The organism is Microcoleus sp. D2_18a_D3 (assembly GCF_036702455.1).
GTDB lineage: Bacteria > Cyanobacteriota > Cyanobacteriia > Cyanobacteriales > Microcoleaceae > Microcoleus.
On sequence record NZ_JAUBTK010000079.1, the window covers coordinates 1 to 25,702 of the forward strand.

Annotated in this window: 18 protein-coding genes; 9 read left to right on the forward strand and 9 right to left on the reverse strand. The window is 46.4% G+C overall.

Annotated features, from left to right (window positions below):
• Nucleotides 1–254: 254 nt before the first annotated feature.
• The 3 genes from QUB06_RS27040 to QUB06_RS27050 all read right to left on the reverse strand — a co-directional run bounded on the left by QUB06_RS27040 (nucleotide 255) and on the right by QUB06_RS27050 (nucleotide 1,548).
• Nucleotides 255–953, reverse strand: a complete 699-nt coding sequence (locus QUB06_RS27040; protein ID WP_445251427.1) for an energy-coupling factor ABC transporter ATP-binding protein — start codon at nucleotides 951–953, stop codon at nucleotides 255–257.
• Nucleotides 950–1,222: a hypothetical protein gene (locus QUB06_RS27045; protein WP_333437903.1), complete on the reverse strand. Its 273-nt coding sequence runs from the start codon at nucleotides 1,220–1,222 to the stop codon at nucleotides 950–952. The genes QUB06_RS27040 and QUB06_RS27045 overlap by 4 nt, the downstream gene beginning before the upstream one ends.
• Nucleotides 1,223–1,368: 146 nt before the next feature.
• Entirely contained in the window at nucleotides 1,369–1,548 is a 180-nt protein-coding gene (locus QUB06_RS27050; RefSeq protein WP_333437904.1) for a hypothetical protein, read from the reverse strand.
• Nucleotides 1,549–1,637: 89 nt separating this feature from the next.
• Between QUB06_RS27050 and psbD the strand changes: the two genes are divergently transcribed.
• The 7 genes from psbD (at nucleotide 1,638) to QUB06_RS27085 (ending at nucleotide 11,221) form a co-directional block, all read left to right on the forward strand.
• Nucleotides 1,638–2,696: a photosystem II D2 protein (photosystem q(a) protein) gene (gene psbD / locus QUB06_RS27055; protein WP_333055206.1), complete on the forward strand. Its 1,059-nt coding sequence runs from the start codon at nucleotides 1,638–1,640 to the stop codon at nucleotides 2,694–2,696.
• A 901-nt stretch (nucleotides 2,697–3,597) separates the two neighbouring features.
• A complete protein-coding gene (locus tag QUB06_RS27060; RefSeq protein WP_333437905.1) occupies nucleotides 3,598–3,879 on the forward strand; it encodes a 4a-hydroxytetrahydrobiopterin dehydratase in 282 nt (93 codons plus the stop codon).
• 141 nt (nucleotides 3,880–4,020) lie between these two features.
• A complete protein-coding gene (locus tag QUB06_RS27065; protein ID WP_333437906.1) occupies nucleotides 4,021–5,670 on the forward strand; it encodes an HD domain-containing phosphohydrolase in 1,650 nt (549 codons plus the stop codon).
• Nucleotides 5,671–5,962: 292 nt separating this feature from the next.
• A complete protein-coding gene (locus tag QUB06_RS27070; RefSeq protein ID WP_333437907.1) occupies nucleotides 5,963–8,233 on the forward strand; it encodes an iron uptake porin in 2,271 nt (756 codons plus the stop codon).
• A 393-nt stretch (nucleotides 8,234–8,626) separates the two neighbouring features.
• The gene (locus tag QUB06_RS27075) at nucleotides 8,627–9,067 is read left to right on the forward strand and encodes an Rrf2 family transcriptional regulator (RefSeq protein ID WP_242716025.1); all 441 of its coding nucleotides are present in this window, start codon (nucleotides 8,627–8,629) and stop codon (nucleotides 9,065–9,067) included.
• Nucleotides 9,068–9,123: 56 nt separating this feature from the next.
• Complete coding sequence (gene cysK, locus QUB06_RS27080; RefSeq protein ID WP_333437908.1) at nucleotides 9,124–10,086, forward strand: cysteine synthase A; 963 nt, start codon at nucleotides 9,124–9,126, stop codon at nucleotides 10,084–10,086.
• Nucleotides 10,087–10,540: 454 nt separating this feature from the next.
• A complete protein-coding gene (locus tag QUB06_RS27085) occupies nucleotides 10,541–11,221 on the forward strand; it encodes a J domain-containing protein (protein WP_333437909.1) in 681 nt (226 codons plus the stop codon).
• Between the two features lie 127 nt (nucleotides 11,222–11,348).
• Here the strand turns inward: QUB06_RS27085 and QUB06_RS27090 are convergent, their stop codons facing one another.
• The 3 genes from QUB06_RS27090 to QUB06_RS27100 form a co-directional block, all read right to left on the reverse strand.
• Nucleotides 11,349–11,477, reverse strand: a complete 129-nt coding sequence (locus QUB06_RS27090; RefSeq protein ID WP_333437910.1) for a hypothetical protein — start codon at nucleotides 11,475–11,477, stop codon at nucleotides 11,349–11,351.
• Nucleotides 11,474–12,973 carry a cyclic nucleotide-binding domain-containing protein gene (locus tag QUB06_RS27095; protein WP_333437911.1) on the reverse strand — a complete coding sequence of 500 codons (1,500 nt, stop codon included), beginning with the start codon at nucleotides 12,971–12,973 and terminating at the stop codon, nucleotides 11,474–11,476. Before QUB06_RS27095 ends, QUB06_RS27090 begins: the two co-directional genes overlap by 4 nt.
• A 182-nt stretch (nucleotides 12,974–13,155) precedes the next feature.
• The gene (locus tag QUB06_RS27100) at nucleotides 13,156–13,308 is read right to left on the reverse strand and encodes a hypothetical protein (RefSeq protein ID WP_333437912.1); all 153 of its coding nucleotides are present in this window, start codon (nucleotides 13,306–13,308) and stop codon (nucleotides 13,156–13,158) included.
• Nucleotides 13,309–13,410: 102 nt separating this feature from the next.
• Here QUB06_RS27100 and QUB06_RS27105 point away from each other — a divergent pair, with 102 nt between their 5' ends.
• On the forward strand, nucleotides 13,411–14,283 hold the full coding sequence (locus QUB06_RS27105) for a 6-carboxytetrahydropterin synthase (protein ID WP_333437913.1): 873 nt from the start codon (nucleotides 13,411–13,413) through the stop codon (nucleotides 14,281–14,283).
• Nucleotides 14,284–14,582: 299 nt separating this feature from the next.
• On the opposite strand, the gene QUB06_RS27110 is transcribed toward QUB06_RS27105, so the two are convergent.
• On the reverse strand, nucleotides 14,583–14,708 hold the full coding sequence (locus QUB06_RS27110) for a hypothetical protein (RefSeq protein ID WP_333330094.1): 126 nt from the start codon (nucleotides 14,706–14,708) through the stop codon (nucleotides 14,583–14,585).
• Between the two features lie 31 nt (nucleotides 14,709–14,739).
• Here QUB06_RS27110 and QUB06_RS27115 point away from each other — a divergent pair, with 31 nt between their 5' ends.
• Nucleotides 14,740–16,890 (forward strand): tetratricopeptide repeat protein, encoded by a 2,151-nt coding sequence (locus tag QUB06_RS27115; protein WP_333437914.1) that lies wholly within the window; start codon nucleotides 14,740–14,742, stop codon nucleotides 16,888–16,890.
• Nucleotides 16,891–17,295: 405 nt separating this feature from the next.
• On the opposite strand, the gene QUB06_RS27120 is transcribed toward QUB06_RS27115, so the two are convergent.
• Nucleotides 17,296–18,795: a response regulator gene (locus QUB06_RS27120; RefSeq protein WP_333437915.1), complete on the reverse strand. Its 1,500-nt coding sequence runs from the start codon at nucleotides 18,793–18,795 to the stop codon at nucleotides 17,296–17,298.
• Between the two features lie 9 nt (nucleotides 18,796–18,804).
• The gene (locus QUB06_RS27125; RefSeq protein ID WP_333437916.1) at nucleotides 18,805–24,849 is read right to left on the reverse strand and encodes an AAA family ATPase; all 6,045 of its coding nucleotides are present in this window, start codon (nucleotides 24,847–24,849) and stop codon (nucleotides 18,805–18,807) included.
• Nucleotides 24,850–25,702: the final 853 nt, after the last annotated feature.

Here is a 25,702-nt window from a genome sequence, read left to right on the forward strand (position 1 = left end):
ACTCTTGCGCTAGATTTTTCTTGTTTCTTTAGATTTACGCCTACTGGATAGAGCGAGCGCCCACTTATCGGTACGATGATCGCCCACTTGTCGGTTCGCTCGCCTGATTGATCTGGCGATCGCCTGCTTGACGTTACGAGCGCTACACCAACTCTTTTAAGATACAAGGGGCGGGTTCACCCTAATCTACAACACAAGTGAGAAATTCAGATAAACCCGCCCCGGCCGCGACTATGACTCAAATTGCTTAACAGCTAAACATCTTGACTTTGGATCAACCGCTGCTTCAAACGTGCCGGATCTCCCCGATCGACCACCTCGCCCTTTTCCAACAAAAAAGCCCCATCGCAGTAATTCAACTCATCCAAACGGTGAGTCACCCACAAAGCCGTAATCCCGCGATTTTTCACCAACCGCTGCACCGCCGCCACCAAATCCAACTGAGAATCTGGATCTAACAAAGCCGTCGGTTCATCCAACAGCAAAATTTCGCAGTGACGGGCGATCGCCCCAGCAAGGGCAATTCGCTGCTTCTGGCCCCCACTCAAAGCATAAATCGGCCGCCGCTGCAAATCCAGCAAATTCACAGCCTCCAAAGCCTCCGCCACCCTCGCCCGCACCTGAACGTTAGAAAGCTTTTCCTCCACCAAACCAAAAGCCACATCCGCACCCACTGTCGGCATAACCAATTGGTGATCGGGGTTTTGAAACACAAACCCCACCCGTCCACTCAGGTCAATTTCCCCCGACTGGGGGTGCAGCAGCCCAGCCATCAGCCTCAACAGCGTAGACTTGCCGCTGCCGTTAGTGCCCAAAAGCATCCAAAACTCGCCCTTGGGTACATCCAGAGAGCAACCTTGCAACACTCGATCGCCCGACGGCCAGCAAAAACCCAAATCCCGCACAGCAACGGCTGACTGGCTCATCTCGGCACCAACACCCCCAGCCCTCATTCTGCAGCCGACAGCGACACAAAACCAGGGGATCTGCCTGTAGATGACGCCCCCGATTTCTGAGAAACCACCACCCCAGAAATCTCGCTGCTGAGTACAGCCACCTTTTTCTCTGGATTTTTCTCGCAGGTGAGTTCCAAAATTTGCGGTTGGGAGTTGCGAATCGCCGCCAGTACCTGCTGGTAAACAGTCTCAGCGTCCTCCTGCAACTTCCGCTGCACCGACAGCGAGACGGGCGTATTTTTCACAATGATGTCAATGCTGAACATATAGTCTTAAAAACCTAAGTTTGGAGCTCTATCCTCAGTATATATATAGGACTTACCCACGGAAACCCAGTTTCTTAGAAAAATCAGAGGTTGAGGGCCATATATCTACCAAGCCACCGGGCTTCTGACGCAAAGCGCAGAGGCTCCTATATAGTAGAAGTTCCCAAATGCAGGGCAAAGACTTTGGGGACTTCGAGGGCTTCGGGGACTTCGCACAAGTCAAAAGTCAAGAGCCAAAAGTTTTTTAAGAAAAACTTGCTCTTGTAAAGAATTACCTCTATAATCGTCAATACGGTAAAGAAAAGTAAAGTCTGTTCATAATCCAACTTGTTTTCTGCTAAGCAGAGGCAACGGTGGAAGACTCATGACTAGAGACAGATCCGTTGTAATTATATCCATTTGGAGATTTGCGTAAATGACAATCGCAGTCGGACGCGCCCAGACCGAAAGAGGCATATTTGATGTCCTCGACGACTGGCTCAAACGCGATCGCTTCGTCTTCGTAGGCTGGTCTGGCATCCTGCTATTCCCCTGCGCCTACCTAGCCATCGGTGGCTGGTTAACAGGCACCACCTTCGTCACATCCTGGTACACCCACGGTTTGGCAAGTTCCTACCTCGAAGGAGCCAACTTCCTCACCGTAGCAGTCTCCACCCCAGCCAACAGCCTCGGACACTCCCTGCTCTTCCTGTGGGGCCCCGAAGCACAGTGGGACTTCACCCGCTGGTTCCAACTCGGTGGGCTGTGGACATTCGTCGCCCTCCACGGCGCCTTCGCACTGATCGGGTTTTGCCTGCGTCAGATTGAAATCGCCCGTTTGGTAGGCATCCGTCCCTACAACGCCCTAGCATTCACCGGCCCCATCGCCGTGTTTGTTTCGGTGTTCCTGCTTTACCCCTTGGGTCAATCAGGCTGGTTCTTCGCCCCCAGTTTCGGCGTCGCAGCAATTTTCCGCTTTTTGTTATTCCTGCAAGGCTTCCACAACTGGACGCTCAACCCCTTCCACATGATGGGCGTTGCAGGCATCTTGGGCGGTGCGCTGTTGTGCGCCATCCACGGTGCAACCGTAGAAAACACCTTGTTTGAAGACGGCGAAGGCTCAAACACCTTCCGCGCCTTCAACCCAACTCAGTCAGAAGAAACCTACTCGATGGTTACAGCTAACCGCTTTTGGTCGCAAATCTTCGGAATTGCCTTCTCCAACAAGCGCTGGTTGCACTTCTTCATGCTGTTCGTACCTGTCACAGGCTTGTGGATGAGCTCCATTGGCATCGTCGGTTTAGCATTAAACCTACGCGCCTATGACTTCGTATCACAAGAATTGCGCGCTGCTGAAGATCCTGAGTTTGAAACTTTCTACACTAAGAACATTCTGCTTAACGAAGGCATTCGTGCTTGGATGGCTCCGACTGACCAACCTCACGAAAACTTCATCTTCCCTGAAGAAGTTCTGCCTCGCGGTAACGCTCTGTAATCTGGGCGAAATATCAAAAATTCCAACATTTTAAAAGGGTAAGATAAAGCAGTTTAGGCTTTACCCTTAATGCTTAAAAAGCTCCTGCCTGGTGGCGGGAGCTTTTTGTTTCCAGGATTCGATCGAATTAGCGCCCTAAAAAAAGTTGATTTTGTACAAAAACAAACTCTGCCTGTAGCTAGAACAACTCGTGTCTTTATATCTGGTGAAGTCTTCTATCTGGCAAGAAATCGATCGGCCTTTCCCAGCCCCCAGAGTGGCCATGCACCTGATAGCCGCACAGCCCGGATTCTGAAGAAAATATGGGCAAATGGCTAAAACTACGATCGTCCAATTGCTGTAGAGATCGATCAAAGACCTTGCAGCAGCACTAATTTCCCCCGATCTTGCAAAATTCTCAATTTGCCTCCCCCACTTCTAATTTCTTGTGTTATTCTGATAATTGTGACTACTGGAATGATACTCAGAACGCAAGTTCTTTCGGTAACGCTGGCAATGGCTAGCGCACAAATCATCACCTTAAATCTTGTATTTAGGTGATGTGCGTTCCAATATTAAGCCATTTAGCTAAACCTGGAGGTGATGCCCATGATAGAAAGTAGTAAACGCATGGGTCATCAGATTGGAAACTACCGGCTGTGCGCCGGGGCCGCTCACTAGCAGTCAGCCGTCGTCTCCAACGGGAAACGACTTCCACGGGGAACCAGGCTGAGCTAGGGATTCTCCCGGCAGTCAGGTTCTAATCTGAAGACCCGCTAGACCGCTCTCACCTCAAATAGTGTTAAATCTTGAGTAGGAAAACTTGAGATTTAACACTATTGGTGAGAGCGGATAGTTTTTGGTCAGGGTTTCTACAGGTGGGCAGTTAATCTGCCATTGCTAATCCCAAAGAAAAAAAATTATGGCTGACCTAATTAACAATACTGAAATTCAAGAGCGCGCCAGTCAATTGTCAGGCTGGACAATAGAAGGCAAACAACTGCGCTGTACCCGTTTATTTAAAGATTTTATCGAAGCGATCGCCTTTGTAAATAAGTTGGTCGCCCCCTCAGAAGCCGCAGCACATCACCCCGATATAGAAATTTCCTACAACAAAGTTACACTTAACTTGACAACTCACGATGCCGGAGGCTTAACTGAGAAAGACTTTGCGCTAGCCCAAGAGATTTCTACGCTAGATTAAAAGAGTGCCCGCTGGCCCAACAAGAGTCCCCGCTCGCGGAAAGCTGGCCAATAAAAAATCGACTGGGGGTTAGAATCGGGTGCTAAAAAGTCGAGAGGCCAAACGTTCAATCTATAAAAGGCTATTCCCCATCATCCGACCATGATCGTATTTGAAAAGCCAGAGTTCAAGAACGAGTCTGCTGCAGAAAAAACCGATCTGATAGAAAAGCTTTTAGATATTGGCGCGGCTCTGTCGAGCGCCCAAGATTTGGGCGACTTGTTAAACTTAATTTTATCCAAAAGTAGGGAAATTACATACAGCGATGCTGGCAGTGTTTACTTAGTAGATCACAGCGACGGAACACCTAAGCTGCTGTTCAAGGTAGCCCAAAACGCTTCTAAACCGAGCCTGTCATTTAAAGAGTTTGCTCTGCCACTGACAGACAAAAGTTTGGCAGGATACGTGGCAATTACAGGTCAAAGTTTGAATCTGTCTGATGCTTACGACTTACCCCCCGGCGTACCCTACCGGCTAGATACCAGTTTTGACAGGGATATCGATTACCGCACTTGCTCGGTAATGGTACTCCCGATGCAAAACCGACAGGGGGAGACAATAGGTGTACTGCAACTGATTAACCGCAAAACAAAGGCAGATACGGTGCTGACAGCAGACAATGCCTGGGAATCGACGCAGCAGTATTCGGAGTGGGAAGAAAGGATAGTTCGATCGCTCGCTTCTCAAGCAGCAATCTCGATCGAGCGCAATCAACTCCAAGACAGCATAGAACATTTGTTCGAGGGCTTTGTCAAAGCCTCGGTGCAAGTCATAGAAGCCAGAGACCCCTGTACCTACGGCCATTCAGAACGAGTAGCAGCCCTGACAGTACGCCTTTCAGAAGAAGTAAACACCGTCAGCAGCGGACGCCTGCGCTCTATTTACTTTAACAACCGCCAAATTCAAGAACTTCGCTACGCCGCCCTGCTGCACGATTTTGGCAAAATTGGAGTGCCCGAAGCAGTTTTGACCAAACAGAAAAAGCTCTACCCCGCACAGCTAGAAATCATTCGCCACCGCTTTGGCTTAGCTCAGCGGACGATGGAAATGGAATGCGTCCAGTCTAAATATAAATACTTGCTGGAGCATTCAGCCTACCCAAAACACCCGATCCAGGAGCCAGAGTGCGCTCAATGCCGGGAAATCGAACAGCTAGACACTAAGCTAGCAGAGGCGAAAACCAGATTAGCAGAATACTGGGAAGTGCTGCTAGAGGCAAACGAGCCTCACATTTTGGCAGCAGAACCCCTAGCTCAACTGCGAGAGATTTCTCAACAAACTTACAGAGATATAGATGGGGCAAAGAAACCCCTGCTGAACCCAGACGAGATCGTGCAATTGATGGTTTCCAGGGGCAACCTGACGCCGGAAGAACGATCGGAAATAGAATCTCACGTAACTCACACTTACGAGTTTCTAAAACAAATTCCTTGGACAAAGGATTTAAAAAATGTTCCAGACATTGCCTACGGACATCACGAAAAACTCGACGGCACAGGCTATCCGCGAGGTTTAAACAAGTCAGAAATTCCAATTCAAGCGCAATTGATGACGATCGCCGATATTTACGACGCCCTGACAGCAGGCGATCGCCCCTATAAGCGAGCTCTGCGAACAGAGGCAGCGATGAAAATTTTGCGACAAGAAGCAGCTCACAATAAAATCAACGCCGATTTGTTAGAACTGTTCGATAACCGCCAAGTCTTTAGCGTTCTCGGACACAGCTTGGATGTTAAAGTCGAATCAGCCTAGACGAGTCAGGCGTGCTGTGCTAAAAAGTAAATAGGCGATCGGGCGCTATCAAGGGTCAGCAGTCAAATCAATCCACAGCCCAAGTCTGGTCTGGTTTGGAAGCAGTTGAGTACAGGTTAAAAAACAGGCTCTCTGCAGCAGTCAGTCACATCTATATACTCGGTCAGCCCGAAAGAATCAAAAGAAAAAGTGAATTTTAGGTCTCTTTTTAGAGTATGCTAGTTGAGCAACGACTGACCACATAGAAGACTAGAAAAGTTTCTCTGTAATCGGTGTGAGGATGAGAGTGAATATGTCGAAATTTTTGTGGAGTTACTTACTAATCAGCCCAGCAGTCTTAGGAGCTACCCTAGTAGTTTCTTCGAGCGCGATGGCAGCAGACGCTCAGCAGGCTGCTGATGCGCTCAATCCCGCTGCAGCAAAAGCTGAAACCGCTGAAACCTCCGAAGCGAAACTAAATGCTTTAGCTGCTGTTTCCGAAACAACTGCAGCAAAAGCTGAAACCGCTGAAACCTCCGAAGCGAAAGTAAATGCTTTAGCTGCTGTTTCCGAAACAACTGCAGCCTCCGAGCCAGTAGAAGAAATTTCCCAAGCCGCTGGCAGCGAAACCCAGGCAGCGATGGCAGATTTGGCCACGCCTGCAACTGAAAGTGCGATCGTCGGAGCCAACACAGCCCCTGCTGAGGCAGAGCCCCAAGCGGCATCACAACCTACAAGTGAATCTTTAGCCGCAGCCCGGCCAGCAGTCGCTCAACCAGTAGAAAATTCTGCCCCGGCAGCCCAACTAGAAATTCCAGCCCCGGCAGCTACCGCTCTCCCAGAGCAAATCGGTGCAGTTCAATTAGAAACTCCAGCCCCGGCAGTGGCAGAGTCGGCAGAACAAAGTTTGCCAAAACCGGCTGAATCTTTAGCCCAAACTGCCGCACCACAAGAGCAAAACCCAGCCGCCACATTAGAACAGCTCAACCAGTACACCACCGAAGGTGCTGCCGGCAGCGAAACTGAAGGTCAAGTTACCTCAGTATCTCAACTTTCCGACGTGCGGCCCACAGACTGGGCATTCCAAGCACTGCAATCCCTAGTCGAGCGCTACGGCTGTATTGCCGGTTATCCCGACGGCACATTCCGCGGCAACCGGGCAATGACTCGCTACGAATTCGCAGCCGGTTTAAATGCTTGCTTAGACAAGGTGAGCGAGCTAATTAGAGCAGGCAGTGGCAACTTCGCTACGAGAGATGACTTGGCAGCCCTCCAACGGCTCCAAGAAGAATTTGCAGCGGAACTGGCAACCCTGCGGGGTCGCGTCGATGCTTTGGAAGCTCGGACAGCCGAACTCGAAGCCAACCAATTCTCCACCACTACTAAGCTGACTGGGGAAGCAATTTTCGCTCTCAGCGACGACTTTAGTAGCGACGTTAGCGTTTTTGGCAGAGACGGCGAAAGAATCGGCAGCAACAATAACGAAGCTGTCTTCCAACAGCGGGTGCGTCTCAATTTAAACACTAGCTTCACCGGCAGAGACTTGCTGCTGACCAGGCTTCAAGTCGGCAACGGTCAAAGATTTAACCTTGGGGCTACCAGCGAAGGCACTCAAACTTGGAATTTTGTCGGCAGAACCGACAACGTTGTTGCCCTCGACACCTTGCTGTACAAGTTCCCCGTCGGTCAGCGACTGAACGTTAGCCTGATAGCCAACGCTGGCGTTTGGGACGACATTATGCCGACTGTCAACCCTTACTTTGAAGACTTTGACGGCGGTAACGGGTCATTGAGCACCTTTGGACAGCGCAACCCGATTTATCGCTTGGGCGGTGGCGCAGGTATCGGCTTTGACTATGCCTTCGGTGGCAGGGGCTTGCTGGGCGGCGTGTTCGGCCCGACTTCTCTGTCGTTCGGTTATTTGGCGTCAAATGCAGCCAGTCCGGCTAGGGGTGCAGGCTTGACGAACGGCGACTACGCGGCGATGGGTCAGTTGACTTTTACCCCCGGACGCAACTTGCAAGTTGCTTTCAACTACAACCACGGTTACTTTAGCAGAGGTAACTTTGGGTTTGACAATGCTTTATCGAATGGGCCAGGCAGTCTCGGCGGTTTCACAGGTACCGGCGTGGCTAATTCTCTCAACGGTTTGAGCGAGGGCTTTGATGGCTTCCGCGCTCGCAAAGTTGTCAGCAACTCCTACGGTGCTCAGGCTTCGCTGCGACTGAGCCCGAGATTTATCCTGGGTGGCTGGGCTGGTTTAACCAATGCCCGCATTCTCGGCATCGGCGATGCGAGAATTTGGAACTACGCTGTCACCTTGGCTTTGCCCGATTTAGGGAAAGAAGGCAACTTGCTAGGGTTCGTGGTAGGTCGTGAGCCTTACTTGGATAAACTTGAAGCTGCAAGCAGTTTGCGGAGCTTCCGCAACGATGATTCCTATCACGTCGAAGGGTTCTATAAGTTTCAGCTCTCTGACAACATTTCTGTTACTCCGGGCGTGATTTGGGTAACTAATCCTAATCAAGATGACCGTAACGACGACATCATTATTGGTACTCTGAGAACTACTTTCACGTTCTAAGAGCGGGTTAGAAGAGGCAGGGGGGTCATACCCTCTCTGCTGGCAACTCTAAAGACCAAGTTTAGCCCTGTCTGCTGCAGGGCTTTTTTGTTTGCCGGATGAATAGGGCGCCGACAATCTCTTAAAAATTTAAAATTATCAGTCATAGACGCAGAAACCAGGTTTCTTGAGGTAAGGCTGTGGTGGAAGGGGAGGGAGTCGAAACGAGAAACTGGGTTTGTTGAGTTCAGATTGCCGATCGTTCCAAGGATGAAGTGATGAAAGTCGCTCAAGTTCAGTGGAAAACCGGGGTATAATAAAAAGTAAAGTTAGGAGTTAGAATTGGGAACTCAACATTGAGGAGAATTTTAACCTCTGACTTAGGAGTTGATAATTCGGGTATTTGAAGCAATTATGGTAGAACTCTCCTGTAAAAGCGAATACGCAATCTTAGCTTTGCTGGAGCTTGCCGATTGCTACGAAGAAGGCGAGCCTCTGCAAATTCGCCAGATAGCGGCTCAGCAAAATATTCCCGATCGATATTTAGAGCAGTTGCTGGCTACCATGAGACGCTGCGGGCTGATTCGCAGCCAGCGAGGAGCTAAGGGAGGTTATATCTTGGCGAGGGAACCCTGGAAAATTACCCTCCTAGAAATTATCAACTGTCTCGAAGGCTCAGAGTTCGATCGCTCTGAAAAAGACTCGCCTGCTCAAACTGTAGAAAGTGCGGTGATTTGGGAAGTTTGGCAAGAAGCTCGATCGATTGCCAACTCAGTGTTGCAAAAATACACGCTACAGGATTTGTGCGAAAAGCGCAATGGCAGACGGCAGCTCGATATCATGTATTACATCTAGTTAGTATTACCAACTAGGAATTAAGATTTACTTTCAACCACAAACTGACAAAGATTATGCGTATTGCTGGCGACATTACAGAATTGGTAGGGCGGACGCCCCTGGTGCAACTCAACCGCATTCCCCAAGCAGAAGGCTGCGTGGCTCGGATTGTGGTAAAACTCGAAGGCATGAATCCAGCATCATCGGTGAAAGACCGCATCGGTGTCAATATGGTCAATCAAGCAGAGGCCGAAGGGCTGATTAGTCCAGGCAAAACGGTTTTAGTGGAACCGACTTCTGGCAATACGGGAATTGCTCTGGCAATGGTGGCGGCTGCTAAGGGCTACCAGTTGATTTTGACCATGCCGGATACGATGAGCACGGAACGCCGATCGATGCTGCGAGCTTACGGGGCCCAACTAGAACTAACTCCCGGAATTGAGGGCATGAGCGGCTGCATCCGCCGCGCTCAAGAGATTGTGGACACAACTCCCAATGCGTATATGCTGCAGCAGTTTCGGAATCCAGCGAACCCGCAGGTTCACCGTTCGACAACGGCTGAGGAAATTTGGGAAGATACAGACGGCGAGGTGGATTTCCTGATTTCGGGAGTCGGCACGGGCGGTACGATTACGGGTGTGGCAGAGGTGATTAAGTCGCGGAAACCCGAGTTTAAGGCGATCGCCGTTGAGCCGGCCAACAGTCAGATACTGTCGGGCGGGAAGCCAGGGCCTCACAAAATTCAAGGTATCGGTGCTGGTTTTGTGCCGCCGGTGCTGAATGTGGATTTGATCGACGAAATTATAGTTGTTACGGATGACGAGTCGATCGCCTACAGCCGCCGCTTGGCCAGAGAAGAAGGACTTTTGTCCGGTATTTCCAGCGGTGCAGCACTATGTGCGGCCGTGAAAGTCGGCAAGCGTCCCGAAAATGCAGGGAAATTGATTGTGATGATTCAGCCTAGCTTCGGCGAACGCTATCTCAGCACTCCCTTGTTCCAAGATCCAGAACTCAATCTGGCGATGGCCCTCAACTAGGTCAGCCTCCGACCCAAGTCGCAGAAACAGACAGCAGGGCGTACAGTGTACGCCCTGCTTGGCTTGGCTTTTTAGCTTCAAGAATGGCGATAGATTGTAGCTGCCTCGATCGCGATCGAGGTCGAATTTCTGAAGGGGCTGTTTTTTAAACAAGCCGCTTTCGGCGCGTTAGCGAAGTGGCTGGTAAGCGCTCTTGTGGCGAAGGAAGAGAAGAGAAGAGAAGGAGCTAACAATGGGTGGGAGGAGCGCTATATGAGTCCCCAATGTCGATCGGCTTACCACTTCCAAAGCCTCAATGTTTTTCTAAAATAGATTTATGATAAGTTGAAAACTGAGGTTTTTTACTGACAATTTTTGACATTTATATCAGATAAATACTTAAAAAATTAGCAAATAATGATATTTTTGTCAAGCACTTTTTCACAGATAATCCAGATTTCAAGGAAATAACAGCGTGTCTTCCGTTATCAATCACTATAAAACCCTAAAGATTAGCCCAACCGCAACCCAAGCCGAGATTAAACAAGCATACCGCCGTTTAGTCAAATTATTTCATCCAGACAGCCGCAGCGACACAGCGGGTCACGAAGAGATTGTCCGCCTCAATGCAGCCTATGAAATATTAGGAGACGCCCAGCACAGACAATCTTACGATCGCCAACTTTCCGAGCAAACCGAACAGCAATCACCAGTCGCACCAAACGTCAGCCGCCAGCAAACACAAACAGCAAGGGATGCTGACGAACAAATGGAACAGTGGCTGATTAAAGTATACAAACCCGTCAATAGAATGCTCAACAGCATCTTGAAGCCGCTTAAAAAAGAAATAGACGAATTGTCCGCAGATCCATTTGATGACGAACTCATAGAAAAGTTTCAACTTTATATCGAAACCAGCCGCGAGTATCTCAAAAAAGCTCATAACTTTTTTACATCGATGCCCAATCCCTCTAATGTAGCCGGAGTTGCGGCCCATCTCTACTACAGCATCAATCAAGTCGGAGACGGAATAGAAGAATTGCAGCTATTTACCCTCAATTATGACGATCGCCACTTGCACACCGGTCAAGAACTGTTTAGAATTGCCGCTAGACTGCGGCGGGAAGCACAGGATGAATTAAAAATTAAAAGTTAAAAAAGCAGATTGTTCCGGGAGCCTCTCAATGAAAGCAGGCAAGCTAGAAATTGGAGTTAGGAGCCAGGAGCCAGGAGCCAGGAGGAAAGAGCAAGAAGGAAGAAGGAAGGAGCCAGAAGAAGTGTTTTTACAAATATGAGATGCTCCGATTGTTCCCTCTTCCCTCTTCCTTATTCCTTCTTCCCTCTTCCTTCTTCCTTCTTCCTTCTTCCTTCTTCCTTCTTCCTTCTTCCTTCTTCCCTCTTCCTTCTTTCAAATTCCAAAAAGAACTTGAATTCGCTTGCGAATTTTAATAAAAGGAGTTTGTCCCTGAGAGTCGCCATCTAACAATCCCAAATCTCTCAAAGCTTGCTGGCGTTCCGACAATTTTTGAGCAATCTGATCGGCTAAGTTCGGCTGTTCTATTAAAAGTTTTTGCAAATCGTGGCGTTCCACCACAAACAAAATTGCATCTTCGCTAGTTTTAACAGTTGCCGTTCTCGGAGTTCCCAACAGCAAAGATATTTCCCCAAAAAACTCGCCCTCGTGAAGCGTAGCAATATACTGATCGGCTTTTTGAGAAAGAACTTCTACAGTACCCGAAAGAATAATATAAAAAGAATCGCCAGGGTCATTTTCTTTACATACAACCTGTCCCGCTGGAAACAGTTGTCGGTAGCCGTATTCAATTAACTGTCGCAGTTCTAAATCCGTACACTGTTCAAAATAAGTTACTCGCCGCAACAAATCTCGCAGCGTCCAATTATTAGGGGATTTAGGCCCTGACTTTTTATGATCTGAAACTGTGGAATTAGATTTGAGTTCTGTAGAATGTGTGGCAGTCTGCGGAAAAACTTTGCCGTTAGAATTATCGTCTTTGTTATTGTGAAAAAGTTGAGTTAACTCTGTCGGGTTTCGCAGCCACAAATCCCGCTGGGGAAAGGGAATTTCGATATTGCGGTGGCGAAATTCGTAATCTATTAAAAAATTCACTGCACTTTTAATGGCATCGCTTTCCTGTGGCTGGTCAATCCAAACTAAAAGTTCAAAATTTAAAGCGTTATCTCCAAAACCGCGAAACCATACTTTAGGAGAAGGATGGGACAAGACATTCGGTTCCATCCGTGCCGCAATTAACAGCGCTTCTGTAACTATTACTGGGTCAGATCCGTAAGCAACGCCGACGGGGATGTGGATGCGGCATCTGGGGTCTTTGTAACTCCAGTTAATAATGTTAGTTTCGACAAACTTAATGTTGGGTATGATTACAAAGAGACCGTCAATTGTTTTTATAATCGTAGAGCGGATCGAAATGGTTTCTACTGTTCCTAATAACTTGTCTATTTCAATAAAGTCTCCGACTCTAATTTGGTGCTCGAATAGCAGGGTGAGACCGCTGATAAAGTTGCTGGCGAGATTTTGCAAGCCGAAGCCGAAACCAATGCCGACAACGCCAGCTAAGACGGTGAGAGAAGTGAGGTTGATGCCGGCACCTTGCAGGACAAATATACAGCCAAGGGTTGCTAAAATATAGCTAATTATAGTGGAAATTGCTTCTCGACTGCCACGATCCAATCCCATCCGAACTAGCAGGCTGCGCTTGATTCCTTCACTGATAATCTTAGCTATAATTAAGGCAAATATAGCTAAAACTATCAGTTGGACGATCGCACTGATGGACAGATGAGCCTCCCCGATATAGAAGAGGGGGGTTGTCATCGCACCCGACCAATTTTCAAAAAAGCGATCGGCTCGTGAAGTAATCCAATTCATTAATATTTGGTAAGGGGTAATTGGTGATTAGTTTTGAGCGCAACTGAACCGCCAACTGCTAACTATTGCAGAGCTTAGGCGAAAAACTCGAACTGTGGAGTGCCCTATGTTGCAAAAAAGGTCGATTCCCTACCGCAACGGGCCCGCTTCGCGAAGGGGATAGATCCGTTTCACGCACTTTCTCAAAGGCTGGTAACTGATGGGTTAGCAATTGATGGCGAGAAACTGTTTTGTAGCGGTATTTTGTGCCGGACATCTGTGTTGTGGCGTAAAATGGGCCCGGCGGCTCGATCGACCACTTGTTGCCAATATTTGGAAAATTGGTAGAAATTCATTTACAGCACCCTCAAATAATCGAAAAATTCCAGCAAAAATTAGTTTATCCTTAAGAAGCGAGTCCTTTACAGAACTTAACAAGCTTACCCTACTTGACTTTTATGCAGTGCATCATCAATCGTCGGGCACAGTTTTCGGCGAGTCACCGGTACTGGCTGCCGGAGTTGAGCGAAGCCGAGAACTTTGAGCGGTTTGGCCCAACTGCCCGCGCACCGGGACACGGACACAATTACGTCCTTTACGTTTCCATGATAGGAGAACTCGACGAGTACGGCATGGTACTCAACCTGTCTGATGTCAAGCACGTCATCAAGCGGGAAGTTATCAAGGATCTCGATTTTTCCTTTCTCAACGAAGCGTGGCCGGAATTTGAGCAGACTCTGCCAACTACTGAAAACATAGCACGGCAAATTTGGCTGCGCCTAGCCCCTCATTTGCCTCTGAGCAAAATTCAATTGTTTGAACATCCCGAACTTTGGGCTGAATATTTAGGAAACGGAATGGAAGCTTATTTAACTTTGTCCACTCATTTTAGCGCGGCCCATCGGTTGGCTCGTCCCGATTTGAGCTTTGAAGAAAACTCGGAAATGTACGGCAAATGTGCTCGTCCGAACGGTCACGGTCACAATTATCATTTAGAGGTGACTGTTAAAGGGGAAATTGATGCGCGGACTGGCATGATTGCTGATTTGGGAGCTTTACAAAAAGCCGTTGACGATTATGTTGTTGAACCTTTCGATCACACTTTTTTAAATAAGGATATTGCTTATTTTGAGAACGTTGTGCCGACTGCGGAGAATATTGCTGTTCGGATCGGGCAATTGTTGCGATCGCCCGTTCGGGAATTGGGCGCAGAGTTGCACAAGATTAAGCTGATTGAAAGTCCGAATAATAGCTGTGAAATTTTCGGCGCTGATTTAGAAGAAGTGGTGGCTGAACTTCAGCAGCCGGAAGCGGTTTTAGCTGGGGTTTAGGGTTAAAAATCGGTCGGTTGGGGCGGGTTCACCCGGATCTTTGGCTAATTGTGCAGCTTGGTGAACCCGGCTCTACCAGCCTAATCATGATTCCGAGGGTTATCCAACCGCATGAGGCGCGAGAATATATTCTTTCACCAAAGTTACCAGAAAGAATTGGTTTAAAGCCCCAAGCCTTGTAGGGAGAAATTAAAAGAAGATTATTCATTACTCCAATCCTCGGACTTCCAGGTAGAGGTCGCTATAAAGCGGTCAACTGTCAACTGTCAACTGTCAACTGTCAACTGAAACAGCCAGAATTACTGGCAGTTTTCCTGAAAAGTCAGACTCCGCGCGTATTTTGGAGATAGTAAGTCAGCATTCCTCATGTCAGCTATTCTAACTGCTGAGACGATGAGGTCGATCGCCCGATCGCTGACAATCAAGCACTAATTTCTCCTAAATGAGTTGACGTTTATGCGCGTCTCTAATCTAGCTCTCTTGACTCTGGCTGCCCTCGCATCCCACAATTTAACTGCTAATACTAGCGCCAATCCTGCTGCACATCCTATTTCTCCTGAGACACCGCAGGCTAGCAACTTTGTTGATGCCGTAAATAATACTGAATCGCGTCCGGCTGAGTCAATTAGTGAGCCTGAGACGATCGCCCACGAACAATTTTCCCCAAATACTACCGCATCGCGTCCGGCTGAGTCAATTAGCGAGCCTGAGACGATCGCCCACGAACAATTTTCCCCGCGAATTGCTGTCAAATCGCCGACAGGTTTACTGGTAGCGGCCGCTCAACCCGATGTATCTCCTAGTGCAAAAACCAAGGCGAATACTCCTGCTGCATCCGGCGATGAACTAACAAAATCTTTACAAGAAACCTGGCTGGCTAAATTAATCGAAACCGGGGCTGAAAGCAATCCTCAAGTTCGCGAGGTTTTCGCTTTTATCTCTCCGTCTACTGGCAGTGCTGAATCTGGATATGGTTTTAACAGTACCATAACTCTGCTCAATATTTTGCTAATTCTTGGTACGGTATTTCCACCGGTGACAATTGCATTTTTTTGGATGATGCGACGGCTGATCATCAAACAGTTGGTTGCTGATGCCAATAAACGATTGCAGGGCATTGGTGTATTGGAATCCGAGCTCAGAAATTCTAGCCAACTGACTCAAAAGTTAAAGGATGAATTAGAAGCGCAAATGGGTGCAGCTAAACAATCCCTTGATTTTTTAACTAGAGAAACTGAACTTTCCAAATCTTCTGTCGAGCAAATTGAGACTCTCAAATCTCAATTTATCATGCACCTGCAAGTTTTGCGGAAAGAAGTTGACGAGAAAAAATATCAAATTGTTCAAGAAATTTCCCAAGTTCCCGCAGTTGTTGCCAAAGAAGCTCTCAAAATCGCACCTCAACCGGCCTTAAACAATTCCCAAAAATCGCAAACTGCACCTGCTAACGACGAAAAAATGATTGCTGACGATTATATCAAGCAAGCCGAAGGGCTTTATTTTCAAGGCAATTATGATGAAGCATTAGTTTGTTTGGAAAAAGCTGTTTTAGCGAATAAATTTTTGAATGAGGCTTGGTATTGGCGCGGAAATGTGTTAGTAAAATTGCAGCGCCTGGAAGAAGCACTCGCCTGTTACGACCAAGCAATATTAATTAAACCGGATAACTACGAAGCATGGTATAATAAAGCGAGTTTGCTGGGCAAATTGCAGAAGTACGAAGAGGCGATCGCCTGTTACGAGCGAGCAAGTTCGAGCGAATCTCGAAAATACGGTTGTTGGCACAGTATAGCCGCTTTGTTGGGTCAATTGCAGCATTACGAAGAAGCGATCGCCAGTTACGATCGCGCCCTCGCTATCAAAGCAACCGACAGCGAAATTTGGCACAACCGAGGTGCGATGCTGGCCAGAGTACAGCAGTACGCAGCAGCAGTTGATTCTTACGATCGCGCTCTTGAACTCAATTCCAAGAGATATGAAACTTGGTACAATCGAGGCAATATGCTGTGGAGACTGCTCCGCTACAGCGATGCTATTGATTCTTACGATCGGGCGATCGGCATCCGGCCCGACAAATACGAAGTTTGGTACAATAGAGCGGCTGTCCTCGGAAAAATGCAGCGATATCAAGAATCGATCGAATCCTACGACAAAGCAATCGCCCTTAAACCGGAGGATTTTGAAGTGTGGCACAACCGAGGTGCAGCTTTCGATAAACTGTCGCAGCACGAAGCAGCAATTGCATCTTACGAATCCGCAATTACCCTTAATTCCGAGTGTTACGAAGCTTGGTTTGCCAAAGGGGAATCTTTAGCCAAATTGCAGCGCCATGAAGAAGCGATCGCAGCTTATGAGAAAGCGATTGCTATTAAACCAGACTCCTACGATGCTTGGCGTCATGTGGGAATAGCTTTGTCAGAATTAAAGCGGTATGAGGAAGCAATGGCAGCTTACGATCGAGCTATTGCCATCAAACCAGAAAATGCGGAAGCTTGGCGCGATCGAGGCGCACTTGTATCAGAATTAAAGCAGGATACAGAAGGATTTAGTTCCGGGGAAAAAGATACTCAAAAACAGCCACAATCCGATGATTCTTCGGACAGTTAGTTATATCAAATCCGTTAGCATCGGAATAGTAAATTCGAGTTCACTGTTGACGGTTGACGGTTGACTGTTCACTGTCAACAGTCAACCGTCAACCGTCAACATCATGTATGAGTGTTACCGGAAATGATATTAGCTGTAGCCTACACCGCTACGTGGACACCCGAATTTTCTTGTTGGTAATTGTGCGCTGTGATGGGCAATCGCACAAACCCCGCGATGGCGCATCATATCAAATCTGTTAGCATCGGAATAGTAAATTCCAGTTCACTGTTCACTGTTGACTGTTGACTGTTGACAGTGAACAGTCAACAGTCAACAGTCAACAGTCAACCGTCAACATCATTCCGGTGTTACCGGAAATGATATCACAGCGCACAATGATAGATGAAGATACCCGACATTATATCAAGCTGACAGCGACAAGACAGGAGACTCCTGCCGAATCGGAATCTCAATAATAAACTCTGTTCCCCCGCCTGGTGCAGAAATACACCCCAAGCTTCCCCGGTGTTTTTCCACTACAATTTGCCAGCTAATCGACAACCCAATCCCTGTGCCCTTACCGGGCGGTTTTGTCGTAAAAAACGGGTTAAATACGTGGCGACGAACCTCTTCCGATATCCCTGGCCCATTGTCCACAATTCGGACAGCTACGTAATTGTTGCTGGTTATTTCTGTGCTAATCCGAATCACGCTAGGATTCGCTTTAATTTCTTCTAGCGCTCTCTGCGTGTTCCACTCGTCAATAGCATCGATCGCATTTGCAAGTACATTCATAAATACCTGATTCATTTCTCCCCCATAACAGTCCACTTCGGGCAGGTTTGGGCAATAGTCCCGCACCACTTCTATCGAGGGGCGGTCTGAGTTAAACTTTAGTCGGCTCTGTAAAATCATCAGCGTGCTGTCCATGCCTTCGTGAAGGTTGACCGCTCTCATTTCATATCCTTCTTGCCGTGCGAAGAGGCGCAAAGATAAAACAATTTCGCGGATGCGATCGGCTCCTAAGTACATCGATTTGAACATTTTAGGCAAGTCGTCTTTGAGATAATCTAGCTCGCTTGCTGCGATTTCTGCTTGTATATCTTGAGCCGGATTAGGATAGTGCTTTTCGTAGAGGTCAATGATAGTGACCAAACTTTTTGAATATTCCAGAGCATAGGAAAGATTTCCATAAATAAAATTAATTGGATTATTGATTTCATGGGCTACGCCAGCTACGAGCTGACCTAGCCCGGACATTTTTTCGCTCTGAATGAGCTGGCTTTGCACCTGCTTGAGTTCGTGCAGGGAATTTTCGAGCTGTAGGGCTTTGTGCCGCTCTCGCGCTTCCGAGGCTTGCAAAGCTGCTTCTACAAGCTTGCGTTCCGCAACCTCCTGCTTGAGGCGTTCATTCGTTTGAGAAAGTTCAGCGGTGCGCTGTTCTACTCGCGTCTCTAGCTCTTGTTTCAAAACTTGTAGGTCGGCTTGCGCTCGCTCGCGCTCGACAATTTGCGCCTGAAGCTTTTTAGTTAGATTTCGCAGATTCAGGTGCGTGATAGCCCGAGCTAAAACTTCTTCCTGTTGAAGCGGCTTAGTGATATAATCAACTCCCCCCACATTAAAGCCTTTGACTTTGCTTTCTGTATCGTCCAGCGCGGTCATAAAAATGACTGGGATATCTTTAGTTAAGTCATTTGCTTTTAGATGTTGACAGGTTTTAAATCCGTCCATATCTGGCATCAGAACATCCAACAAAATTAAATCCGGCTGGCAATATTGCACTTTTTTGAGAGCGCTAGACCCACTGCGAGCTACCCAAACAGTGAAGCCAGATGCGCTCAGAAAATCCAATACTGAAGCCAGATTAGTGGGCGTATCATCCACAATTAAAATGGTGCCTCTGTCTAAAGATTCGCTAGTCATTTTTAGTCCTCATCTAAACTGTTGAACAAATTCTACTAATTTGTCTTCTTCAAAGTTTTTGGTTAATTCAAGCAACTGATTGGCAAAAGGTGCATAACGCATATCTATTGCCTTCAGCTTGCTGGCTCGCTTCTCAATACTGAGGAGTTCACCTTTCATGGCTAAATCGAACAGGACTGCAACTTCTTCCGAAGGGGGAGCAATCAGTTGTTGGTCTTGGATTTGGGAAGAGGCATCGGTGAATGTACCTTCTGAACTGAAAGTTGTTCGCTCCTCATAAACCCATTCTAAACCTAAATGGTTGCCCAAGCATTCTAATAACTTTTCTGCCCGAATTGGTTTGAGGAGAAAAGCGTTGCAACCAGCCTGGAAAATGCTGTGGGGCTCGCCGGATAAAATGCTAGCAGAAGTTCCGATCGCGATTACATCCTTCAATAGAGGAATTTTTCTGATCCGCCTCACCGCTTCAAAGCCGTCCATCACTGGCATTACTAAGTCAATTATAATACAGTCCGGTTGAAATAACAGCGCTTTATTCAAGCAGTCTTGACCGTCCGTTGCCTCCATTAATTCAAAGCCAATGGGAGCTAAAAGATTAACTAGGACAGAGCGATTTTCCCAGCGATCGTCAACGACTAAAATTTTTTGCCGATCGCCTGAGAAACCCCTGATAATTTTTTCAGGTTCTTTTTGACACCCTTCCCAGCGTTCGGTAATAGGCAACTCTAACTCAAACCAGAAAATACTGCCTTTACCTAAAGAGCTTTGTACTTTCAGTTCGCCTCCCATCATTTCCACTAATTGGCGACTAATTGGCAGCCCTAATCCTGTTCCCTCTATCTGGCTAACTGAACCGCTGGCTTGCTCGAAGGGCAAAAATATTTTTGAGAGTTCGTCCGGCGGGATGCCAATGCCTGTATCTTCTACTTGGAAAATAAATTTCGCTGTTAGGGGTTGGGAATTGGCGATCGGTGATGGCAAAGATTGCTGAGTCTCCAGTCTGTCTACTTTGAAGCTAACGCCTCCTTTTTCGGTGAATTTTATAGCATTGCCGAGTAAGTTGATGAGAACTTGCCGCAACCTTTTTTCATCGGCTTGGACGCAAGTGGAAAGTTGAGTTAGCGGTTCGTAAATCAAAGAGATTCCCTTCTGTTGGGCGCGAATCTGGCAGATTTCAGTAATGCCTTGGAGAAAGTCTGACAGGTGAAACTCGGTGAGGTAGAGTTCCATTTTTCCGGCTTCGATTTTGGACAGGTCTAGAACGTCATTGATCAGAGTTAGGAGGTGTTCGCCACACTGATGAATGATGTTAATACCAGAAATTTGCTGACTGGTTAAACCTGTGTCTCGTTTGAGGATTTGGGTATAACCTAAAATGCCGTTGAGCGGCGTGCGAAGTTCGTGGCTCATGTTGGCGAGAAATTGGCTCTTGGCGCGGTTTGCGGCTTCGGCCGCTTGCTCGGCTCGCTGTCGCTCTTGAATTTCCACTTCTAGGCTCGTATTTTTGGCTTTTAATTCCTCGGTTCGCTCTTCTACTTTGACTTCTAAAGTGTGATAGAGGTTGGCATTTTCTAAGGCGATCGCCGCTTGTCCCGATAGCATCCGCAACACTTCTACCCGCTTCGGCGTGAAAGCGCCAGCAATCACGTTGTTTTCTAGGTACAGGATGGCACTTAACTTACCTTGAGATAGGATAGGCGCACACAAAATTGATTTTGGTTTGTGTTGGGTAATGTAGGGGTCGGCGTTAAAGATTTCCTCGCGGCCCGAATCATTTAAAACGACATCTTTCTGAGTTCTGGTGACGTAATTAAGTACCGAGATAGGCACTAGCCCAGAAGTTGATACTGGTAAAGATTCCAGCACTCGGACTCGATCTTTAGTCCCCGCCGCTTCTATAACAAGTTGACCATCTTTTGATAGAATAAGCGCTCCAGTTTCAGCGCCTGCGTTTTCTATCAAAATTTTCATTAACTTGGTGAGCAAGTTAGGTAGAACAATTTCACTAGAAATGGCAAGAGATGCTTTCATTACAGTTGCCAAGTCTAGCAACTCTGTTTGAGCACCTGTAATGGTCAAAGGATCAATTGTCATCGTAGGGTCGAAAGGGGTTCCCATGACCGCAGGCGATCGCGCTATTAATTGCGGGTATTTTTCTTCTAGATGTTTAACTTTAGCTACAGCTCCCCAGCGCATATAGGCATAATAAGCATCGGTCATGTAGGTTCGGGCTATCTTTTCTTTACCCCATGAAAAATAGAATTTAGCAGCGAGTTCGTGAGCTAGTGCTTCTTCGTTGATATACTCGTTTTCTTTGGCAAGAGCGATCGCTTTGTCGTACATCTCGATCGCTTCTAGTTTTTCGCCTAAAACACCCTGTTTTTGAGCCTCTACTAAATAGAATTTATGCAAATGATTCATAGGGGCATAATGTGCCCATTTTTGCAATTTTTCTTGATTAGCTTGTACTCGGTTAAGAATGTCCTGTTGGTCGGACGGCGAAGTTTCAGGATACACAGCTAGCCGTACTAGAGAATCGTAGAAATAGAAGATAACAACAGTTAGCTGCCCTGTAGACGATCCGAAAGAACTTTCTACTTGAGGGATATTTTTTAAAGCTTCCGCGTAATTATCAAACACATAACAAAGCGCAACTTTGTGCAAGTATAAGTAATGAATTGCCAGTTGGTTGTTGGTTTGCTGATATAGAGGCAGCATTTTCTCTTCGTCGTAGACTTCCCCCTTTAACTGGCATATATTTGCGCTTTTTCCCATCATGTTTAAGACTGCTTGCCAACAGATTATTGTATTATTAAGCGCTGTTTTTTGGCTGATTTTATGAAGTGCATCTGTGTAAGTTGCTATCTCTCGTTCGAGCTGCATTAGTTGCTTGCCCACAAAAAACGAGTAATGACTCCACACCATGACGGCATAGCCAGCATATTCTAAATCTCCAGTTTCCAGCCCAGTAGAGAAAGCTGCCAGGAAAGGTTCTAAGGTATTTCGGACGTGTTCTTTCCAATGTTGAACGGCAGCATACACTAAGTGGCAAGTCTTGGCTTCGATTTCTTTTGCATTTAACTTTGACACTAGACGTAAAGCTAATTGACCGAACTCATAGCCCCGCTCAATATCTCCTACCGCCCCGCAAAGAAGAAGACTGTATACCGCATATGCAAAGGGAGACACAGAAGCATTGCCATATTGAACGGATAAATCGACCTGTTTGCACACTGTTAAAGGTACCAGTACGGGCATTCCAGAATAGCAAGCAGAAAATATACTTGACAAAATCCTGATCGCTGCTAATTGATAAGGATCGGTCATTTCAGGGAGAGCGATTAAGTCCTCAATTCGGGTTCCGCTCAAAATTGCCGCAGTTTTCCCCAGCGCCTGCCCAATATCAGATGGGTTTGGCGAGTCGGGAAACTCTACCTCCAACTGCTTTAAGACTTCCAGCCCCGTATTCAATGCTTCCTGCAGCTTGTTCTGCGCCATATAAGCTTGAATCTGGACTTCGTACACTTTTACTTTGTCCAATAGCGTTTTGGCGCAGTTTTGTACTATCTCAACGAATCTCTGCATTCTGTCAAAATCACCACTCAAATATGCTGACTCTGCTGCTTCCTCATGCAGCCTTAATGCCAGTTCATACCGATTGTCCCAACTATCTACCGCTAGCAGAGATAAACCCACTTGCAAATATTTGACGGCGGAATCGTGGGCTGTAGCAGCTTTCGCTTTCTGACCTGCAATCAGATTCAATTGGGCTAGTTCATATTTTTGGGATTCAGTGGTAAGTAAGTCAGTACCATAATTGAGTTGGTTAACTAAAGCGAAAATATTTTCTTTTCGGTCTTCTGGCGTTGTACTTTGCAGCAGCAGTTGACCGATTTTTAAGTGGGTTGCTTTTTTCTGCTCATCTGGAATCAAAGAATAGGCAGCTTGCTGCACTCGGTCATGTAAAAACTTGTAGTCAACCTTCACATCAGTTAAGGTAAAACCGCCCGATTCTTCCTGATTAAATACGAGGGGAATTTTGTATTCATTGCTCAAAGGTAAAATCAACCCAGCTTGAAGTGCTTCCCACAATTGCGCCGCCGTGATTAAGGATGATTCCTGATTGACAATCGCCAAAACTTCTAAGTTAAAAGTGTTGCCAATACAAGCAGCCAATTTTAATACTTTTTGTGTATATTCGGGCAATTTGCGTATGTTTCTAGCAATCAGTTCGACAATATTGTAATCGGTGATGCCGATCGCTTGAATTTGCTCGATATTCCATTGCCAGACGCCAGAGTATAAATCATAAGTCAACAAATCTTCTTGATAGAGAGTTTTGAGGAGTTGACTTAAGAAGAAAGGATTGCCCTGCGTTTTATTAAAAAGTAGAGACGCGAAATTTCGCGTCTTTACAGACAGGGATTCCGAACCGCCAGATTCATTTAAAGTATCCGCAATTAATTCTTCGACATGAACTAGGTGTAATGGTTGAAGGACAATATTATTCACCGTCGCACCAGTTTGGCGAATCTTGTCAATTGTTTGAATCGTCGGATGAGTTGGAGAAACTTCGTTATCTCGATATGCCCCAATCAGCAATAAATACTTGCTATCAGAATCAGTTATTAGCAATTCAATTAATTTCAACGATGCCGAATCCGCCCACTGCAAGTCATCGAGGAAGATAACTAAGGGATGGTCAATAGTCGTAAATACGCCAATGAATTGTTTAAAGACGCGACTGAAACGGTTTTGAGCTTCAGTTGCCCCTAGTTCTGCTACGGGTGGCTGTTTGCCAATAATTAATTCGACTTCAGGGATAACATCAATGATGACTTGTCCGTTATCGCCTAAAGCGGATAACAGTTTTTCTTTCCAAGTTTGGATTTCTACTTCGCCTTCGGTTAGAAGTTGCTGAGTTAAGGATTGGAATGCTTGAATCAGGGAAGCATAAGGAATATTGCGCTTAAACTGGTCAAATTTACCCGCAATAAAATAGCCTCGTTGCCGCACAATGGGTTTGTGAACTTCATTGACCAAAACTGTTTTGCCTATCCCGGAATAACCGGAAACCAGCATTAATTCGGTTGTGCCACTGGCAACGCGATCGAAAGTTTCTAGAAGTTTTTCAATTTCTTGGTTGCGACCGTAGAGCTTTTGCGGTATGTTTAACTGCCCTGCTTTATCCGCACTTCCAACAACAAAGTTGGAAATATATCCGCTAGCCTGTAGTTTTATCAAGCAAGTTTCTAAGTCAAATTTTAGTCCTTCAGTGCTTTGGTAGCGGTCTTCAGCATTTTTAGCTAATAACTTCATCGCAATCGCTGAAATTTGTGGTGGGATTTCAGGATTTAGCTGGTGAGGGGGAATGGGTGTTTTGGCAATATGGCTGTGTACCAATTCCAGCGGGTCTGTGGAATTAAAGGGCAACTCGCCTGTGAGCATTTCATAGAAGGTAACGCCTAGTGAATAAAAATCAGTGCGGTAGTCAATTGACCGATTCATCCGGCCAGTTTGTTCTGGCGACATATAGGCGAGTGTGCCTTCGAGCAAATCTGGATGGCTGAGCGTCGAATTTTCTCGCTCCAGGCGCGAAGCGATGCTGAAATCAATAAGTTTAACTTTTTCAGTGGCGGGGTTGATGATAATATTTTGTGGCTTTACATCTTTATGAATAATGTTATGTTTGTGGAGTTCGGCTAAGGCAGAGACAAGCTGGAGACCCAAAGAAATAAATTGAATGATTGTGATTTTTTTATCCTTCATCCAATCGTTGAGAGACTCGGAGCCGGAATCTTCTAATATCAGTGCTAAACCGTTTTTATAGCTTTCTAAACTAATGGCTTTGACGATCGCTTCTACGTTCAAGCTGTGCAGAATTTGATATTCGTGCCGCAAGCGGGTGATGTCAGAAAGAGTGGGATACTCAGCCTTTAGCGTCTTGACTATCACGCTGGAAAAGTCCGAATTCTTCCGAGCGCGATCGACTGAAGTTCTTATTCCGCTGTGGAGGGTTTCAAGGAATTGATAGCCAGCTAAGTTGATAGTCATTGTTATTCTAGCGATCGCAAGGGAATTGAGCGTGAGGTTAAGGCCGGTTTTAAAACTTAATTATTGTTAGAGCTGATTGTAACATAGTAATTTACTCAAAAGTTAGCCCAGTTTTTGCCGGGACTTTTCTACAAAGCGTAGAGGAGCCAAGGGCAGCGAGTCAGAAAGGCTTTTTCTACAGCCAAAAGTTCACTATGTTAGAAAGGCTATGCTTGCTTTTAGCGAACTATGCCGATCTATCTAGGATGCCCTAAAAATCTTAAAACATATTAAAAGTTAATAAAGTGTAATTTATTTATTTATTGGCTTTTACTCTCCTTGGCTCCATCGGATTGCGCTCAAACGGATATCATTTAATTATATTTTTGTATCAATCAGTAAAGAAAAATTAACCATTTTAAAAAAAATAAAAAAATAAATTCACAAAGCTTCAAATGAGTTTCAGGAATTATACCAATTTTCTAAAAGAGTGCTACAGTTACTAGATGTCTTTTTTGTAAGTTACTACCCAAATATAAAGAGCGAAAATGTCAGGAGTTGTCAAGATTCAAATGGGGGAAACAGAATCAGAACTGAAAGCTCTTCTCGCTCAGAGTTACGGCCAATGCCTACAGTTCGAGGCAAAAGTTTGAGCGCGGTCAACAAGTTGCGCCGCTGGCTTTTCCCGATTTAGAAGTGAGCGTTGATTTTATATTGGGTTAGTATGAATAAGTAATGGCTGCTTACGATCGAGCGATCGCCATTAAGCCTGAAAATGCGGAAGCTTGGCGCGAGCGCGGCGCAGTTGTATCAGAATTAAAACAGGATACAGACAAAATTTAATCGGGTGAAAAAGAGACTTAAATCCAGCTAT